The sequence below is a fragment of the Chromobacterium sphagni genome, assembly GCF_001855555.1.
GTDB lineage: Bacteria > Pseudomonadota > Gammaproteobacteria > Burkholderiales > Chromobacteriaceae > Chromobacterium > Chromobacterium sphagni.
Genome location: NZ_MKCT01000001.1, coordinates 723,384 through 740,844, shown reverse-complemented (window position 1 = coordinate 740,844; position 17,461 = coordinate 723,384). Strand labels below are relative to the sequence as shown.

At 66.7% G+C, this 17,461-nt stretch carries 16 protein-coding genes and 1 pseudogene; 6 read left to right on the top strand and 11 right to left on the bottom strand.

Annotated elements, in window-relative coordinates; all coding sequences use genetic code 11:
* Window positions 1–31: 31 nt before the first annotated feature.
* A complete protein-coding gene (locus BI344_RS03545) occupies window positions 32–823 on the top strand; it encodes a substrate-binding periplasmic protein (protein ID WP_083338624.1) in 792 nt (263 codons plus the stop codon).
* 10 nt (window positions 824–833) lie between these two features.
* Here BI344_RS03545 and BI344_RS03540 read toward each other — a convergent pair whose 3' ends face one another.
* Entirely contained in the window at window positions 834–1,397 is a 564-nt protein-coding gene (locus BI344_RS03540; protein ID WP_071111548.1) for a TetR/AcrR family transcriptional regulator, read from the bottom strand.
* Between the two features lie 221 nt (window positions 1,398–1,618).
* On the opposite strand from BI344_RS03540, the gene BI344_RS03535 reads away from it, so the two are divergent.
* Window positions 1,619–3,535, top strand: a complete 1,917-nt coding sequence (locus BI344_RS03535) for a sensor domain-containing diguanylate cyclase (RefSeq protein ID WP_071111547.1) — start codon at window positions 1,619–1,621, stop codon at window positions 3,533–3,535.
* Here the strand turns inward: BI344_RS03535 and BI344_RS03530 are convergent.
* Window positions 3,517–4,506 (bottom strand): FUSC family protein, encoded by a 990-nt coding sequence (locus BI344_RS03530; RefSeq protein ID WP_071111546.1) that lies wholly within the window; start codon window positions 4,504–4,506, stop codon window positions 3,517–3,519. The genes BI344_RS03535 and BI344_RS03530 overlap by 19 nt on opposite strands.
* A gap of 102 nt (window positions 4,507–4,608) precedes the next feature.
* Here BI344_RS03530 and BI344_RS03525 point away from each other — a divergent pair, with 102 nt between their 5' ends.
* Complete coding sequence (locus tag BI344_RS03525; RefSeq protein WP_071111545.1) at window positions 4,609–5,313, top strand: pseudouridine synthase; 705 nt, start codon at window positions 4,609–4,611, stop codon at window positions 5,311–5,313.
* 124 nt (window positions 5,314–5,437) lie between these two features.
* On the opposite strand, the gene BI344_RS24715 is transcribed toward BI344_RS03525, so the two are convergent.
* Together BI344_RS24715 and BI344_RS24710 are read right to left on the bottom strand one after the other, a co-directional pair.
* The gene (locus tag BI344_RS24715; RefSeq protein WP_071111544.1) at window positions 5,438–5,758 is read right to left on the bottom strand and encodes a hypothetical protein; all 321 of its coding nucleotides are present in this window, start codon (window positions 5,756–5,758) and stop codon (window positions 5,438–5,440) included.
* Window positions 5,734–6,153, bottom strand: a pseudogene (locus BI344_RS24710) (NAD(P)H-dependent oxidoreductase); the annotation flags it as partial. The pseudogene BI344_RS24710 and the gene BI344_RS24715, both read right to left, overlap by 25 nt.
* Here BI344_RS24710 and BI344_RS03510 point away from each other — a divergent pair.
* The gene (locus tag BI344_RS03510; protein ID WP_083338626.1) at window positions 6,144–6,776 is read left to right on the top strand and encodes a LysR substrate-binding domain-containing protein; all 633 of its coding nucleotides are present in this window, start codon (window positions 6,144–6,146) and stop codon (window positions 6,774–6,776) included. The pseudogene BI344_RS24710 and the gene BI344_RS03510 sit on opposite strands and share 10 nt — an antisense overlap.
* Here BI344_RS03510 and BI344_RS03505 read toward each other — a convergent pair.
* Window positions 6,730–8,592, bottom strand: coding sequence for a sigma-54-dependent Fis family transcriptional regulator (locus BI344_RS03505; protein WP_241499246.1), 1,863 nt, complete (start codon window positions 8,590–8,592; stop codon window positions 6,730–6,732). The two genes, BI344_RS03510 and BI344_RS03505, sit on opposite strands and share 47 nt — an antisense overlap.
* 273 nt (window positions 8,593–8,865) lie before the next feature.
* On the opposite strand from BI344_RS03505, the gene adh reads away from it, so the two are divergent.
* Together adh and BI344_RS03495 are read left to right on the top strand one after the other, a co-directional pair.
* The gene (gene adh / locus BI344_RS03500; RefSeq protein WP_071111541.1) at window positions 8,866–10,368 is read left to right on the top strand and encodes an aldehyde dehydrogenase; all 1,503 of its coding nucleotides are present in this window, start codon (window positions 8,866–8,868) and stop codon (window positions 10,366–10,368) included.
* A 305-nt stretch (window positions 10,369–10,673) separates the two neighbouring features.
* Window positions 10,674–11,336 carry a class I SAM-dependent DNA methyltransferase gene (locus BI344_RS03495; RefSeq protein ID WP_158021027.1) on the top strand — a complete coding sequence of 221 codons (663 nt, stop codon included), beginning with the start codon at window positions 10,674–10,676 and terminating at the stop codon, window positions 11,334–11,336.
* A 72-nt stretch (window positions 11,337–11,408) separates the two neighbouring features.
* On the opposite strand, the gene BI344_RS03490 is transcribed toward BI344_RS03495, so the two are convergent.
* From BI344_RS03490 to BI344_RS24290, 6 genes are all read right to left on the bottom strand, one after another.
* Window positions 11,409–12,830, bottom strand: a complete 1,422-nt coding sequence (locus BI344_RS03490; protein WP_071111540.1) for a methyl-accepting chemotaxis protein — start codon at window positions 12,828–12,830, stop codon at window positions 11,409–11,411.
* Complete coding sequence (locus BI344_RS03485; RefSeq protein ID WP_071111539.1) at window positions 12,827–13,387, bottom strand: PAS domain-containing protein; 561 nt, start codon at window positions 13,385–13,387, stop codon at window positions 12,827–12,829. The genes BI344_RS03490 and BI344_RS03485 overlap by 4 nt, the downstream gene beginning before the upstream one ends.
* A 194-nt stretch (window positions 13,388–13,581) precedes the next feature.
* Window positions 13,582–15,429, bottom strand: a complete 1,848-nt coding sequence (locus BI344_RS03480) for a DUF3857 domain-containing transglutaminase family protein (RefSeq protein ID WP_071111538.1) — start codon at window positions 15,427–15,429, stop codon at window positions 13,582–13,584.
* Window positions 15,430–15,664: 235 nt separating this feature from the next.
* Window positions 15,665–16,075, bottom strand: coding sequence for an ExbD/TolR family protein (locus BI344_RS03475; protein ID WP_071111537.1), 411 nt, complete (start codon window positions 16,073–16,075; stop codon window positions 15,665–15,667).
* Complete coding sequence (locus tag BI344_RS03470) at window positions 16,062–16,739, bottom strand: MotA/TolQ/ExbB proton channel family protein (RefSeq protein WP_071111536.1); 678 nt, start codon at window positions 16,737–16,739, stop codon at window positions 16,062–16,064. The genes BI344_RS03475 and BI344_RS03470 overlap by 14 nt, the downstream gene beginning before the upstream one ends.
* Entirely contained in the window at window positions 16,736–17,452 is a 717-nt protein-coding gene (locus BI344_RS24290; protein WP_071111535.1) for an energy transducer TonB, read from the bottom strand. Before BI344_RS24290 ends, BI344_RS03470 begins: the two co-directional genes overlap by 4 nt.
* Window positions 17,453–17,461: the final 9 nt, after the last annotated feature.

Below are 17,461 nucleotides of genomic sequence, written 5' to 3'. Positions count from 1 at the left end.
CTTGCTGACTTTTGCAAGAATCGGGAAAACAATGCGATACCACGGCTATCTGCTGGGTATCCTGAGCTGGGCCGTGCTGCAGGCGGCTCCGGTTGAGGCTGCCCCGCGCCTCAAGATCACCCTGTCCAATCAGGAATGGCCGCCGTACATGGGCCAGGAGTTGCCGTACGACGGCATTCTGTCGCGGCTGGTGAAGGAAGCCTTCGCCCGCGGCGGCGTCGACGTCACCTACCGCTATTATCCCAACAACCGCACGCTGCAGTCGGCGCGCAACGGCCAGGTGGACGGCAGCTTCGGCTGGGCGCCCACCGCCGAGCGCAAGCGCGACCTCCTGTATACGCTGCCGGTGTTGTCGGCGCGTATGGTGTTTTTCCAGCGCAAGGAGCACCGGCTGGACTGGAGCCGCTGGGCCGACCTCAAGGGGGTCAGGGTGGGTGTCACGGTGGGCAATTTCTATTCCGACGACTTCGATGCCCAGGTCAAGAACGGGATGCTGACGGTGGACAGCGCGCCGGACGACCTGATCAACCTGCGCAAGTTGTTGGCCGGCCGCATCGATCTGTTCCCCATCGATCTGGAAGTGGGCAAATACCTGATCGCCCATCATTTCCCGCCGGCGCAGGCCAGCCTGCTGGACGCGCAGAACAAATCGTTCTGGTCAGCGCCGCTGCACGTGGTGATCTGGCGCAAGCACGCGCGCGGCAAGGAACTGGTGGAGCGCTTCAATCATGGGTTGAAGGCCTTGCAGGACAGCGGCGATTTCGAGCGCCTGCTGCAGGAAACCCGCGAAGCCTGTCTGATGCCCAGAAGCTTCTCGCCGTGACGGCGCGGGCCTAGCCGTCCAGCAGCGCCGCGCGCGCCTCGTCAAGTATCCGCTGCGACAGTCCGCTGTCGCTGACCGTCCGCGCCAGCAACAGCGCTCCCACCATCAATGCCAGGCCGACCAGCGGCGCCGGGCCGGTGCCGTCGCGCCGCCTGGCCTCATCCAAGGTGTCCAGCATCGGCTGCAAGCCGTCGGTGAAGCGCTGCCGCACTTCGGGACCCTGGCGCGCCAGTTCGCCGGCCAGCGCCGCCGTCAGGCAGCCGGAGTCGCAGAAGTCGCGGTGGGCGGGGCTCAGGTATTGGCCGGCCAGCGCCGCCAGGCAGCCGCCGTCGCGGCTGTCCGCCAGTTGCTGGCGCCAGTGGCGGTTCATTTGCTCCAGCGCCTCGCCGCAGGCGGCGGCGATCAGCGCCTCCTTGCTGGCGAAATGGGCGTAGAAGCCGCCATGGGTCAGGCCGAGATCCGCCATCAGATTGGCGATGCCGACCTGGGCCAGTCCTTCGGCGCGGAAGCGCAGCGAGGCCATGGCGACGATGCGGCGTCGGGTCTGGAGCTTGTGCGAAGCGGGATAACGCATGCGTCCTCCTGATCGGGCCATTTTGCATGATCACTATAATATAAACATTGTCTAAATGAATCATCGGGATAGCGCCTGGGGCGGCATCCCGCCGCCTCCATCCGGAAATAATCGTTCACATCATGCCATGGCGATTACATGGATTTGCCCGCCGGCGCCAGCTAATCTGAAATGCATAATAAATGGGTGGAGTCGGCCCGCCCTTTCAGGATGGAACCGAGATGTCGCCAAGCGATGCTTCATTGCGCAATCTGGGAGACGCCGTGCTTCGCCAGGGCGGGACGGGTTTGGCCTATGCGGCGTTCGCGATGCTGCTGGCGCGGCTGCTGCCGCCGCCGCTGGCCGGCTTGCTGCAGCCGGAACTGCCGTTGGCGGTGGTGTTGCTGCTGCGGCTGGGCAAGCGAGTCTGGCCGGCGCTGGCGCTGGTCGCGCTGTGGCTGGCATGGCGGGAGCCAGGGGCGCAGGCGGGCGACGCGCTGCTGCGGGCCGCCAGCGGCATGGGGGCGGCGCTGCTGGGTGCCGGTCTGCTGCGGCAGCGGCGCTTGCCGTTTTTCCAGTTGGCGGATGTGCTGGTGTTCCTGTTCGGCGTCGCCGCGTTGGGCGGCTTGCTGGCCGCGCTGGGCCAGGTGTTCGCGTTGCTGCCCGGCCATGCGCACCGCCTGCCGGCACTGGGGCTGGCCGGTCTGCAGGCCTGGCTGGGCGACATGGTGCTGAGCCTGACCCTGGTGCCCATCCTGCTGCTGCTCAGCCAGCCGGACGTCGGCCGGCCGAGCGCCGCAGCGGCGCGCTGGCGCGAGAGCGCGATGGTGGCGCTGCCCACGCTGGCGCTGGCGCTGCTGGTGTGCTGCGGGCTGGATGGCCGTGGCGGCTACTACGCCATGCTTCCTTATCTGTTCATCATGCCGCTGTTGTGGTTGGCGTTTCGCGGCCAGCCGCTGCTGGCGCATCTGCTGGCGCTGGCGGTGGCCGCGGCGGCGCTGGCCGGCGTGCGGCTGGGCCATGGCGCGCTGGCGATAGACGGCGGCGGCCATTCGCTGCTGAACGTGGCTTTGCTGGCGCTGGCGCAGTCGGTAACCCTGTTGGTGTTCGGCGCGCTGCTGGAGGAGAGGCGGCTGGTGGAAAGCCGCCTGCTGCAAGCCAACCAGTCGCTGGAGGCCAAGGTGGGGGAACGCACCAGCCAGCTGGCGGAGAGCGAGGCCAGGCTCAGGCTGATGGCCGACGCGGCGCCGTTTCCACTGGCGATGAACCGCCTGTCCGGCGGCGAGTTGATCTACGCCAACACCCGCGCCGAGGAGTTGTTCGGCGCCCGGCTGCGACCCGAGCTGGCGCTGCGGGTGCAGGATTTCTACGTCGATCCGGCGGAGCGCGAGCAGGTGTCCCAGGCGCTGCGCGTCGGCGGCAAGGTGCTGGACCGCGAGGTGAAGCTCAAGGACGCGCAGGGGCGGGAATTCTGGGCGCTGATCTCCTGTTCGATGGTGAGGAGCGACAAGGTCTGGTATGTGATCAACGGCATCAACGACATCAGCGAACGCAAGCGGCTGGAGCAGAGCCTGCAAGACGCCAACGCCGCGCTGCGCCGCCATGTCGGCGAAATCGAAGTGCTGCAGCAGGGGCTGCGCGAACAGGCGCTGCGCGACCCGCTGACCGGCCTGTTCAACCGCCGCCATCTGGACGAGATCCTGCCGCGGGTGCTGGCCCACATGCTGGCGCTGCACCGCGACGTGGCGGTGCTGATGGTGGACGCGGACCACTTCAAGCGGGTCAACGACACCTACGGCCACCGCTGCGGCGACCTGGTGCTGACCGCGCTGGGCGCCTACCTGAGCGACCATTTCCGCTGCGGCGACATCGTCTGCCGCTACGGCGGCGAGGAGTTTTTCGTGTTGCTGCCCGGCGCGTCGCTGGAGGCCGCGCACGCCAAGGCGCAGCAGCTGTGCGAGACGGTGCGGCGCATGCCGATCGAAGCGCTGGGCCACACGCTGTCGCTGACCTTGTCGATCGGCCTGGCGCTCAGCCCGCTGCATGGCGAGGACGCCGAGAGTGTGGTGCTCGCCGCCGACGAGGCGCTGTACCAGGCCAAGCAGCAGGGCCGCGACCGGGTATGCATCGCGTCGCCGCTTCAGTCGCTGCTGTCCTGAGCGCGCGGCAGCGGCCGGCGCTGGCGCAGGAACCAGGCCAGCGCGCCGAGCAGCATCGCGGCGATCAGGGTGTCGGCGACTCTTTCCAGCATGCCGTGCGCCAATTGAGTCGGCGGCAGCAGCGACAGCACCAGCGCGGTGAGCATGGCGATGAAGACGCGGAAGCTGTGGCGGATGGTGATCAGCAGCAGCATCTGCAGCAGGCACAGCGCCAGCACATGCCATACCGGCGCCAGGCTCAGCCACAGCAGCGTCCAGTACAGCAGGCCGCTGAGCAGCGTGCCGGCCAGGGTGCCGATGGCCCTCTCCCGCGCCAGCCACAGCATCCGCTCCGGCGACGGATCGGGGATGGCCACCACCGCGAGCGGCAGCCACCAGGCGTGGGCGCCGTGCATCCAGTTGCCGGCCAGCCAGGCCAGCATGCCCCACGGCAGCAGATGCCAGGCGTAACGCCGCGCATCGGCCGCCGCCGCGCCGGGCAGCGCCTGGAACCAGTCCGCCAGGCCGATCCGCGCCAGCGCGCCGCCATAGCCGGCGCCCAGCAGCATCCAGCCGGCCTCCTGCCATGGCGCGATCGCCGCCGTCGGGGTCATATTGCCCAGCAGCAACGCAAACACCCAAAACTGCATGCCCTTGTGCAGCCCGCGGCGCGCGCTGGCGGCCAGCAGCGCCAGGCAGGCACTCAGCAGCAGCGCCATCGCCAGCGGCTGGCCGACGCACAGCCGGCCCGCCAGGTATAGCGCCGGAATGGCTGGCACCGACCAGGGCTGCAGCCGGCGCGCCAGGATCATGCACAGCACGCTATAGTTGGCGGCCAGCGCGAACAGGAAGACCGCGGCGGCGTGGCCGGCCAGAGCCAATCCCACCGCCGGAGCGAACAGCAGCGCGCTGATCTGGCCGGCGCGCAGGATGCGGCGGCGCTGGTAGCGCAACCAGCCCAGGCTGTGCAGGGCGAGCTTGCGATGCGGCATGCGGGTTTCCCATTGCGGCGGTTGCCGGTGAATTGACTATGGCTGCGGGAGTCGGGCCAGGCAAGCCGCGCGCCGGGCCAGGGCGCGTGCTAACATCGCGGGATGGAACTCTATCGACTGTTGCAACAACAAGGCTTCGGCGGCCGCAAGGAATGCCGCCAGCTGATCGAATACGGCCTGGTGGAAGTGAATGGCGAGGTGGTGGACAACTACCGCGCCCAGTTCGAGCCGACGGACATCTCCAGCCTGGTGGTGGACGACGAGCCGTGGCCGCTGGTGATCGGCCCGCTATACCTCTTGCTACACAAGCCGGCCAATTACGAAACTTCGCACAAGCCGCAGTGCCATCCCAGCATCTACCGGCTGCTGCCGGACCAGTTCTCCAACCTGGACCTGTCGGCGGTCGGCCGGCTGGACGTGGACACCACCGGACTGATCCTGCTGTCCAACAACGGCCAGTTCATCCACGCGCTCAGTTCGCCGAAGAAGCTGGTGGCCAAGGTCTACCGCGTTACCCTCAAGCACGAGGCCACGCCGGAGCTGATCTCCCAGCTGCAGAGCGGCGTCTACCTCAACGACGAGGCGCGCGAATTCGCCGCCGACAGCGTGGAGCAGCTGGACGCGCACACCATCCGGTTGACCATCACCGAAGGCAAGTATCATCAGGTGAAGCGCATGGTGGCGGCTGCCAGCAACCGCGTCGAGGCGTTGCACCGCGAAAGCCTGGGCTCCATTGCGCTGGGAGATTTACCGGCAGGCAAGTGGCGCCATCTTTCCGCGGAGGAGTTGGCGGCGTTCGGGTTCTGAGCCGGCTGCTCGGTAAGCAACGCGCCGCGGTCTTGCGACCCGGCGTTTTTCTTGGCGTATCGCGGCGGCCGCATCGGGCTGGGGACAAAATGAAACGGCGGGGAGGCGGCCTCCCCGCCGTTTTTCACTGCGCTGGCGCTTCTGCCTGGATCTGGCGCGGCGCGTAGCCGCGGGGAGCGTCGACGTGCGCCCGCAGGCCGGTTTGCCCCGGGGCGACCTGCAGCGCCAGTTGATGACCGTCGGGATAGTCTCCGCCGTTCTGGCGCCGGAACGGTATCGGCGTTTCGTCGAACAGGCCGGCCAGCCTGCGCCGCCAGATGCCCAACTGCTGTTTCACCGCTTCGCGGCTCAGATGGTTGACGCCGTACACCGCATGCGTGGGCAGCACGTCCATACCGGGATAGAACAGGCAGCCATGAGTCACCGGGAACAGCAGCTCCGGCAAGGCCCATTGATGCCGCGCGGCCCGTAATCCCGCTCGCCGCCGCCCACCATGGTCGCCAGCATCGCCCGCTTGCCTTTGAGCATGCCGTCGCCGAAGCGCAGCCGGTTGCCTGCGCCGCGGTAGCCATAGCCGAAGCCATAAGCGTAAACCCGCTCGAACCAGCCCTTGAGGATGGCGGGGATGCCATACCACCACAAGGGAAACAGCAGAATCACCGCGTCGGCGGCCAGCAGCTTGCGCTGTTCCTCCGCGACGTCGGCCGCTTGCGCGCCGCTGGTGTAGGCATGGCCGGACTCCGTTATGAAGCACAAGCGTTCAGGATCGGCGCGGTCCGGGAAGTCATCGGCATCCAGCACCGCTTTCCAGCGCATGCCATACAGGTCGGATTGCAGAACTCGATGGCCCTGCCGCGCCCGGCATCCAGGTGGCGGTGCGGCATCTGGAGCCGGCCCGTCTGCAGGGGCAAGCCGAGCGTGGCGAAGTCGATCTGGCCTTGATCAGTCCCGATTGCGTGCCGCCCAGCCTTCATTCCAGGCCGCTGTTCGATGACCGCTATGTGCTGATCGGACGCCGGAATCATCCGGCTATGCAAGGCGAAATCACGCCGCAGCGGTACCTGGCGCTGGAGCATGTGGTGGTTTCGCTCGCCGGCGGCGATTTTTCCACTGCCGTGGACACGGTGTTGGCCGAGCAAGGATGGTCGCGGCATGTCGCCTTGTCGGCCGCGTCATTTTTATTTGTGCCGGATATGGTGGCGCAGACCGATTTCGTTTCCTTGATGCCGGAGAAGCTGATGTCGGCATGGCGCGGCCGATTGACGGTGCGGGAATGCCCGTTTCCGCTGCGCGCATTTGGCGTGGCACGAGCGCAATCATGGCCATCCCGGCCAGCGCTGGATACGCCGGACCTTGGCCGGGCTGATGGGCGAGGCGGTTTAGGCTTGCGGCTTGGGCGTGCGGGCCCGCGCAAGCTCAGTCTTTGGCCTTGCCCAGCCGCCGGTACAGCGTGGAGCGGCTGATCCCCAGCGCGCGCGCCGCGGCGCTGGCGTTGCCGCCGCAGCGGCGCAGCAGTTCCGCGATGGCGTCGCTGGCCACCGCGTGGCCCTGGCGGCGCATGTCTTCGCGCAAGGTCTGCGGCATCTGCTCCGGCGTCAGCGCCGCGCCGTCGTCGGCCAGCGCCAGCAAGGTGGCCAGCAGATTGGACAACTCCCTGAGATTGCCGGGCCAGCGGTAGCCGCGCAACGCCCGAGCCAGTTGCGGCGACATCGATATGCCGCGGCGGCCGGCGCCCATCTGGTCGAGCAGGCGCTGCGCCAGCGCGGCGACGTCGCCGCGTTCGCGCAACGGCGGCAGCGTCAGCGGGTAATGGCACAGCCGATAGTAGAGGTCGGCGCGGAAGGTGCCGTCGTCCACCCGCGCGCGCAGCTCATGGTGGGTGGCGCAGATCAGGCGGAAATCCAGCTTCTGCGCCGCGCCGCCGCCCAGCGGCGTCACCTCCCGCTCCTGCAGCACCCTGAGCAGCCGCGCCTGCAGCGACAGCGGCATGTCGCCTATCTCGTCCAGGAACAGTACGCCGCCTTCGGCCTCGCGCAGCCTGCCCTTGCTGCCCTGGCGGCTGGCGCCGGTATAGGCGCCCGGCTGGTAGCCGAATAGCTCCGCTTCTATCAAGCCTTCCGGTATCGCCGCGCAGTTCACCGCCACGAACGGCGCGGCGCGGCGGCTGCCGGCCAGATGCAGCGCGCGCGCCAGCCTGTCCTTGCCGGTGCCGGTTTCGCCCAGGATCAGCACCGGAATGTCGGCCTCCAGCAGCTTGAGCGCGGTGGCGAACAGGTTTGGCGGCAGGCCGTCCAGTACGGGGGGCGGACATGGCGCGGATGCCGGAGCGCCGGCCGCCGGCTTGGCCATGCCGACGGCGCTGGCAGCAAGGCGCGGGGCGGGCGGCCGCAGCCGGGCGGAGAAGCGCTGCGCGCCGGCTTCCAGCGCGCCTATCGCCTGGCCATGCCTGTGCAGCCAGTGTTCCAGGCTCTGGCCGAACAAGGCGGCGAAGTGGCGCGGCCGCCAGTTGCCCGGTTCCAGGCCGCACAAGGTTAGGCCGGCGCGGTTGGCGGCCAGTAGGCGGCCGTCCTCGTCGAAGGCCAGCTGGCAGGCGGCCGGGCTGTCCAACAGGCGCGGATCGTGGTGCAGGCTCAGCCGCCAGCCATGGCGGGCGGCGTCGGCGAACAACTGGGCCTCGATCTGGCAGCGCGCCGCCCGCACCGCCAGCTGCTGCGCCTGGCCCAGCTTGCGGCTGGCGCCGCTGACGTCCAGCGCGCCCAGCATGCGGCCTTGCGGGTCCAGCAGCGGACTGGCGGCGCAGGCCAGGCCGCGGTTGCGTTCCAGATAGTGTTCGGCGCCGCGCACCAGCATGCTGTCCGCCGCTGCCAGCGCGGTGCCGATGGCGTTGGTGCCGCGCGCGGCCTCGCTCCAGTCCATGCCCGGCAGCAGCGCCAGCCGCTGCGCCTTGTCGAGAAAACCGGCTTCGCCGCTTTCGTCCAGGATCATGCCGTCGCGGTCGGCCACCACCAGCACCAGGCCGTTGGGGCCAACCTGTTCGAACAGCCCCGCCAGCGCCGGCCGCGCCAGCTCCAGCCAGCCGGCATTCGCCTCGCGCCGCTCGCGCAGCTGCGCTTCCTCCAGCCGTTCGCCTCCGCCGCCGCCGCCGGCCGGCAGCCCCAGGCCGCGGCAGCGTTGCCAGGAATGCAGGATGGGCGCCGGCAAGGCCTGGCCGGGCAACGGCTGATCGGCGAAGAAGCGGCGGCGGATTTCGTTCAGCGGCAGGCGGGAAGCTTGGCTCATGCGCGACTCCGGCAGGCTGCGCCGGCGTAGCGCGACAGCTGTGTCAGCCTGCGACAGTTGGGGTGGAATATCGGGTCGATTATCGGCGGATTCGGCCGTCTGGCAAGCCGTTGGTCTGGCGCGATCCTGCTGCGCTGCGGCAGGAAAAAAACATGCGCCTTGCCGCAGCGGGGCGGGCACCGTGCTGCCATGCAATATGACATGAGGCTGGCATGCCGCTTGCAGTGTTGCGCTATCCACAACATGGATAGCCAACCAGCAGAGGAGACTGCGATGCAATTGCTGCCCGGATTCGAACTGAAAGCGCGCTACGCCAACTATATCGGCGGGCGCTGGGTGCCGCCGGTGAACGGCCGCTATTTCGAGAATGTCACCCCGATTACCGGCAAGACGCTGTGCGAGATCGCGCGCTCCGACGAGCAGGACGTGGAGCAGGCGCTGGACGCCGCCCATGCCGCCCGCCGCGCCTGGGGCCACACCCCGGTGACCGAGCGCGCCCTGGCGCTCAACCGCATCGCCGACCGGATGGAGCAGAATCTGGAACTGCTGGCCACGGTGGAAACCTGGGACAACGGCAAGCCCATCCGCGAAACCCGCGCCGCCGACATCCCGCTGGCGATAGACCATTTCCGCTATTTCGCCGCCTGCGTGCGCGCGCAGGAAGGCAGTCTGGGCGAGATCGACGCCAATACCGTGTCCTACCATTTCCACGAGCCGCTGGGCGTGGTGGGCCAGATCATCCCGTGGAACTTCCCCATCCTAATGGCGGCCTGGAAGCTGGCGCCGGCGTTGGCCGCCGGCAACTGCGTGGTGCTCAAGCCGGCCGAGCAGACGCCGTTGTCCATCCTGGTGCTGATGGAGCTGGTGGGCGATCTATTGCCGCCTGGCGTGCTCAATGTGGTGAACGGCTTCGGTGTCGAGGCAGGCAAGCCGTTGGCGAGCTCCAAGCGCATCGCCAAGATCGCCTTCACCGGCGAAACCGGCACCGGCCGGCTGATCATGCAGTACGCCAGCCAGAACCTGATTCCAGTGACGCTGGAACTGGGAGGCAAGTCGCCCAACATCTTCTTCGACGATGTTGCCGCCAAGGACGACGCTTTCTTCGACAAGGCGATAGAAGGCTTCGTGATGTTCGCGCTCAACCAGGGCGAAGTCTGCACCTGCCCCAGCCGCGCGCTGATCCAGGAGTCTATCTACCCGCGTTTCATGGAAAAGGCCCTCAAGCGCGTGGCCGCCATCCGGCAGGGCAATCCGTTGGATCCGGCCACTATGATAGGCGCGCAGGCGTCGCAGGAGCAGATGGACAAGATCCAGAGCTATCTCGCCATCGGCCGCGACGAAGGCGCCAAGGTGCTGGCCGGTGGCGCGCGCGCGCAACTGGCCGGCGATCTGGCCGGCGGCTTCTACATCCAGCCGACGGTGTTCGAAGGCAACAACAAGATGCGCATTTTCCAGGAGGAGATTTTCGGGCCAGTGGTGTCAGTCACTACCTTCAAGGACCGCGACGAGGCGCTGGCCATCGCCAACGACACCCTGTACGGCCTGGGCGCCGGGGTGTGGTCGCGCAATATCAACACCGCCTTCTTCATGGGCCGCCATATCGAGGCCGGCCGGGTCTGGACCAACTGCTACCACGCTTATCCGGCGCATGCGGCGTTTGGCGGCTACAAGCAGTCCGGCATTGGCCGCGAAACCCACAAGATGATGCTGGACCATTATCAGCAGACCAAGAACCTGCTGGTCAGCTACGGTGAGGACAAGCTGGGCTTCTTCTAGGCGGCAGCGGCATCCGCATGGCGGTGCGCGGAGCACCGCTTGGCCGCGCATCTGGACAGCCGCCCTTTGCCGGGCGGTTTTTTTATGGTTACGGGGGCGAGGCCTGCGAAAAGACAGAACAGTTGACTGATTTTATCAGCGCCTTTTGGCGAGGAGTTTATGATTTTTGCCTAGAGCAAATATCTAATTATTATTTTTGTAATGAAATACATTATTTATTTACGTAATTTTTTCAAATTGCAGCGTGTTTGCATGATGTTATGCTATTGAGGTTGCAAAGCGCGAGAAGCTCCATGGAGAACACAATGCAGTCGGATGGGGAAATGAAGACCTACTACGCCGAGCGCGCCGAGTATTACGACGCGGTGTACGATATGCCGGAGCGCGCGCTGGATCTGGCCTGGCTGCGGCGCTATTTGCCGCAGCGGCTTGCCGGCCGCAAGGTATTGGAAGTGGCGTGCGGCACTGGTTACTGGACGCAATACCTGGCGCCGCAGGCGCAGCGTTATCTGGCGATAGACGCGGTTGCGGAGCCGCTGGCGCTGGCGCGGCAACGCCAGGGGGTGGACAAGGTGGAGTTTCGTCAGGCGGACGCTTACGCGCTGCCGGCCGAGGCCGCGGGCTTCGACGCCGCATTCGCCGGCTTGTGGTTCTCGCATGTGCCCAAGCAGCGGCGTGACGACTTCCTGGCTGGCCTGCATGGCTGCTTGCAGACGGGCGCCGAGGTGGTGTTCATCGACAACAGCGAGATGCAGTGCCGCGAGCACCCGGTGGTGGAGTACGACGAGGCTGGAAATGGCTACCAGATGCGGCCGCTGCGAGACGGCAGCCGGCATCGGGTATTAAAGAACTTTCCCAGCGAAACCGAATTGCGCATCCTGCTGGGGCGGCACGGCGTCAGCGACATGGTTTTCCTGCGGCGCGAGCATTTCTGGCTGCTGCAATACCGGCTGCCGGATCGCCACTGATCCCGGCCTTTCCACGTCGTCCGGGCGTGAAAAAGCCGGGCATAGGCCCGGCTTGGGGAGTGCCTGCGGCGATCAGACGGCGGACAACTGGTCCAGCCCCTGCTGCAGTTTCTGGCTGGCCTGTTCCATCGCCTGCATCCGCGCGACGATGCCGGCCTCATCCAGCTGGCCGCTCTGGCTGGCGGCGGCCAGCGCCGCGCCGACCTGCTGCTGCAGCTGCGACAGCGGCTGGCGCAAGGCCTGGGTGGAGCCGGTGCCGAACAGGCTGGCGCCGCCGCCGTCTATCCATTGTTCCAGCTCTACCGCCGGCGCCTGCGCTTCGGCTTCCTCTATCGCATGGTAGGCGCTCTGCTTGTAGATCACATGCGCCACTTTCTGCAATGAGGTCTGCGACTTCTGCTGCACCTCGCTCACCTGCTTGAGCACCAGGTCGGATTGCTCCGCCAGGCTGGCGAAGCGCTGGCGAAACGACTCCACCGAGGTTTGCACATTGCCGGCCACGCTGCCGGCGTCGCTGGCCTGGGCTTGCATGTCGGCAATGCGGGTGGACAGCGATTCCAGCACGTTCTGCACCTGGTGGGCGGTGCTCTTGCTGCGCTCGGCCAATTTGCGCACCTCGTCCGCCACCACCGCGAAGCCGCGGCCGGTTTCGCCGGCGCGGGCGGCCTCGATGGCGGCGTTCAGCGCCAGCAGATTGGTCTGGTCGGCGATGGCCGAGATGTCGGCCAGCGAGCTTTCTATGCCTTGCCACTCCTGCGCCAGCAACTGGCTGGCCTGATCCATGCTGTTGACGCTGCCGGCGATGGTGTCCAGATGGCCGGACAATTCCGCCGCGCTGTCCAGGCTTTCGCGGGCGCCGGCGGCGTTGTCGCGGGTGATGTCGGCCACCGCGTCCATCGCCTGGCTGATGGCGGTGAGATCATGCTGGCTGCCGGACAGGTCGTGGCGCAGGTTGGGGTTGTTCAGCGCCGCCAGTTGCGACGACAGCCGGTTGCGGCGCACGAAGCCGTCGTTGTCGGCCATGGTCTGGATGGTCTTGTTGACGTTCTCCAGCGAGCTGGCCAGGATGCCGGGCAGGCCCTGGTTGAGCGGCCGGCGCGAGAAGTTGCCTTGGCTGATCTCCTGGAAGCAGGTGTTGATTTCCTTGAAATAGGTTTCCACCAGGTCGAGGAAGTCGTTCAGCTGCCAGGCCACCAGGCCGACTTCGCCCATCTCGCGGGTGCCGGTGCTGCGGTGGTGCAGCTCGCCGCTGCAGGCCAGACCCAACTGGCGGGTGAGGGCGTTGAGCAGCAGAAAGATGCGGCTGCCTTTTTGCCACAGCCACCAGGACAGCGCGAGGGTGGCGATCAGCAGCAGGGCGCTGACCGCCAGTTGGGCGCCCGCCGGCAGCAGATAGTCGTCGACGATGGACAACAGCACCAGCAGGTTGAAGCCCGCCAGCACCCAGACCAGATGCGAGCGCAGGAAGGGGGTGGCTTTGCGGGGTGAACTCATCCGGCGACTCCTTTGGCTTTCAGTACGTCGGCGTTCAGCCCCAGGATGAAGTCCTGGTAGCTGCAGCCTTTTTCCGCCAGCAGCGCCAGCAGCCAGTCGCGCGAGGTGTCCGGCGCGCTGGCCTTGCCCTGGCCGGCTTCTATCTTGCGCATTTCCGCGTAGATCGGTTCGATGGCGGCGATGGCGCCGCGGCTGGGCGGGCGGCGCACCGAGTAATAGCCTTGCAGCCGGCCCTGCGGGTCGTAGTCCGGTGTGACGTTGGCCAGCACCCAGTAGTAGTTGCCATCCACGGTGGCGTTTTTCACCAGCGCGAAGAATTCATGGCCGGCCTGCAGCGTCTGCCACATCAGCCGGTAGGCGCCGCGCGGCATGTCGGGGTGGCGGATCAGATTGTGCGGCTTGCCCAGCAGCTGATGTTCGGCATAGCCCGCCACGCGCATGAACACGCGGTTGGCGTAGGTGATGTGGCCGCTGGGATCGGTCTTGGTGACGATCAATTCGTGCGGGGCCAGTTGCACTTCGCGGCCGGCGCCCCTGCCCATTGCTGTCTGTTCCATTGTCTGCGTCTCTTTGACCTGTTCTTTGTAGTATTGCCGGCAAATTGGCATTGTCATGTTCTGCGCATGACAGGGCAAGGATTTATTGCAATGTTGTTTAAATTGATATTGTTCTATTTAAATCATATTCTTGGCGCCGGCAAAAAGGGGATGCCTTTGGACATCCCCTTGTGCGCGGCGCAGGTCTGCGGCGATTACAGCTTCAGTATCTGCCGAACCTCGGTCGAGCAGGCGCGCGCCTGGCGGTTGAGCGCGGCGAATTCCGGGCTGACGATGTCGTTGTGGCTCAACCAGCGCACCTTGCGTGTCAGCCGATACTGGTAGCGGATGCCGGCGGCGGTGGCGCTCTGCCGCAGATCCAGGTCGAACCAGGGGGAGCGCGCCTGGCAGCTGAAGGCGGGTTGGATGGCCTTGGCGCCTTGCAATTCCACCGTGCGTTCGATGATTTCCGGATCGCCAAGATAGACGTCGGCCTGATTGCCGTTGTCGCGGTAGTTGTCGAAATCGTTCCAGCGGCTTTCCAGGCGCGGGTCGTACAGGTAGAGGCCGGAAATCTTCTCCAGCGCGCGCACATCGTCGCCGCCGACGCGAATGGCGTAGCGCTCCGGAATCAGGAAACCGGTTGGCGCGCGTTCCACCTTGCAGTTTTGCGCCTGGTTGCCCAGGCCGTGGCAGACGCTCTGCTCAGTGCTGCTGCTGCCTTGATAGCGGTCCTGCATCGTCATTTCAATCAGCGGCCAGCCGGACAACTGGCTCTGGCTGACGATGCGCGCGCTGCTGTCTCGCTTCAGCGTCTCAGTGCGGTTGACGGTGCTGCTCAAGGTTGGCGCCTGCAGCGGAATGAAGTCCTGCCGCACTTTGCCGTCGCGGCCCATCAGGTAGCTGACGCGCTCCTGCAGGTCCGGCATGATGCGGCCGGCGGCGAAGAAGGGATTGGTGGCGTCTAGCCATTCGGTTTTGCCGTTGATTTCCGCGCGCACGATCATGTGGTTGACGGTGCCCAGGCCCGGGAGCAGCGGCGGCTGCGCGTAGTTGCCGCGGAAGACCAGCGCCGGTTCGGCCTCGATGCCGGCGCGGCGCAGCATCGCCGTCAGCAGCGTGGCCAGGTCCTTGCAGTCGCCGTAGCCGTGCTGTTCGATCTCGGCCAGCGTGAACGGCACCAGGCCGCGCTCTGCCAGCCGCTGGTCGTTGAGGTAGCGGTAATGGCTGTTGATGTGCTGCATGAAGGCGGCCACCTGCTGCGCGGCCGGCTTGCCTTGCTGTTCTGCCACCACCGCGGCGGCGCCCGGCGGCAGCGCCGCGGCCAGGATACTGTTGTAGCGCTCGGCGTAGACGCCGAAGTGCTGCTGCGGCGCGTCGCTGGTGGCGATGCTCAGCCGCGGCCAGCCGCGCAGCGCGCTGTTGTTCCATTCATTGGTGAAGTTCAGGTAGCGGCTGCCTTGCTGATCGACGGTGATCCGCTTGTTGTCGGCGCTGACGGCGGTCTTGAAACCGTCCATCAGCTCGCTGCGCGATAGCAGCGGCCGCGGCGAGCTCAGCTCGAAGTGGTAGCTGTCGTAGCGCACCGGCTCTGGATCGAAGTCCAGCCGGTACAGCATTTCGCGGCTGAGCGGCGGCGCGGCGATATGGTGTTTCACCTGGTAGGAGACCACGCTGCCCACCGCCAGCTCGGGGAAGGCGAGCCAGGTCTGCTTGTCGCGGCTGACGCCGGCGTACGGGTTCGGCGCGGCGCGGGTTTCCACCTGCGATTTTTCCAGTTTCACCACTTTGCCGCCTTGCTGGCGCACCTCGCCGTCCACCACTTCCAGCGTGTCGGTGTCGGGATAGGTGAAGTCTATGCGCGACAGAAAGTCCTTGCCGGCCGGCTTCAGGATGGTGAACTGGTTGCGGGTGGTGCAGTCCAGGCTGTTGTCGGCGTTGTGCCGGCAGTTGATGCTGGTGTTCAGCGCCAGCGGCGCTTCTGCCGCCGGCTGGCGCGCCGCCAGGATGGCGGGGCTGGCCAGGACCAGCGTGGTGCTCAACAGGGAAGCGGGAAAACGCATCGAAGGAACCATTCTCTATGGCGCGCCATGGCGGCGCGCGGGGTGGATCGATAGGCAAGTGGCAATGATCTTGCCATGAGCGGGCGGCGCGGGCTAGGGCGGGTTTTCAAATGCCATGCGGCTCGCGAAGCTGAAGCGGCGGATAGGACTTAGTGCGCGCGCCGCGGCGACAGTTCAATGTGCGCGGAGCGCCCGGCCTCCTGGTGGAGGGCGGGCTGGGGCTGATGGAAGGGAGTCAGGGCGCGGTGGTGACGAAGCCGATCTTGCCGACGCCGTTGCTCTGGGCGGCGGCCAGGGTCTTGGCCACGGTTTCGTAGCGCACGGCCTTGTCGGCCGACAGGTGCAGCTCCACCTCGGGATTGACGTTGGCGGCGGCGGCGAAGCGCGCCGGCAGCTCGGCCTCCGCCACCGGCTGGTCGTTCCAGAACAGCTTGCCCGCCGCGTCCACCGCCAGGCGGATCTGCTCCGGCTTGTCCTGGTTCTGGGCGGCCTGCGCGCGCGGCAGATCCACCTTGACCGCGTTGGTCAGCAGCGGAGTGGTGATGATGAATACCACCAACAGCACCAGCATCACGTCCACCAGCGGGGTGGTGTTGGGTTCGGCCATCGGCGCGGCCGGACCCTGGTTGAAACTACCGAACGCCATCTTGCTCTCCGGATTGGGTTAGCAGTTGGGCGTGCAGGTCATGGGCGAAATAGTCCAGTTCCTGCGCCATCACGCGCTGGGCGCGAGTCAGGGCGTTGTAGGCCAGCACCGCCGGGATGGCGGCGGCCAGGCCGGCCGCAGTGGCGATCAGCGCTTCGCCTATCGGCCCCGCCACCGCGCCTATGCTCATCTGGCCAGCCTGGCCGATATTGACCAGCGCGTGGTAGATGCCCCACACGGTGCCGAACAGGCCGATGAAGGGGGCGGTGGAGCCTATTGAGGCCAGCACGGTTAGGCCGGCTTCCTGGCGGGCGTTTTCCTGCGCCAGCACCTTGCGGATGGCGCGGGTGACGAACTCGTCCACGCCGCAGGCCTGGCCCAGCGCGCGGCTTGCCTGGCTCTGATGCAGGCGCAGCGCGGCGAGGCCGGCGCGCGCCAGGTTGGCGACCTGCCCCTGGCTGTGCGCCAGGCCGTTTTCCGCCTGCTGCCAGTCGGGCGCGCTCCATAGCGCGCTCTCCGTGCTGCGGTTGGCGCGGCGGGCTTGCAAGGTTTGCGCGCCGCGGACGATGATCAGGTACCAGGTGAGCACCGACATCAGGATCAAAATCATGAACACCGAAATCAGTACGGCGTCCCCTTGCTGGAATACGGTCAGAACATTCATGTTGTTTGGGCAGACTTGAGTGAGAATTCAACGGGAACGATATAGGTGTAAGCGATCGGTTCGGCGCCGCGTTTGGCCGGGATGAAGCGCCAGCGCTTGACCGAGGCCAACGCGGCGCGGTCCAGCCGGGTGAAGCCGCTACTGCTTTGCACCGACACTTCGAGCGGCAGACCCTGGGCGCTGACATGCACGCGCAGCTTCACGGTGCCGGTTTCGCCTTCCTCTTTGGAGATCGCCGGGTAGGCCGGCTGTGGATTGTTCAGATAGCCGCCGTACGCCAGCGGCTCGGAAATCGGCTGCTGGCGGCTGTCGCCGTCGGGCTTGCCGCCAGTCTCGGCTTTGGCGGGCGCCGGAGCGGGGGGCGGCGCGGCAGGCGCCGCCGTCGCCACATTGATCGCCTTGGCGGGAGCCGGCGGCGGCGTATTGGTTTGCGGCTTTACCACCGGCAACTGCGGCGTCTTCGGCGCCGGCTTGTTGGGAGCGGCCTTGGCCTGGACCTGCGGTTTCTGCGGCTTGGCGACCGACGGCGCGGCGGCCTTGGGCGGGGCCGGCTGCGACGGCGCCAGCATCGTCATCGTCATCGTTGTCTGCAGTCGCGGCGGCGCTACCGGCAGCTCCCGACTAGCCGGGTGACTCAGCAACAGCAGCGCCAGCGCGTGCACGCCCAGGACGGCGGCAATGGCAGAAAATTGCAGGGTCGGCAGGGGTTTCATGGGTTAAAT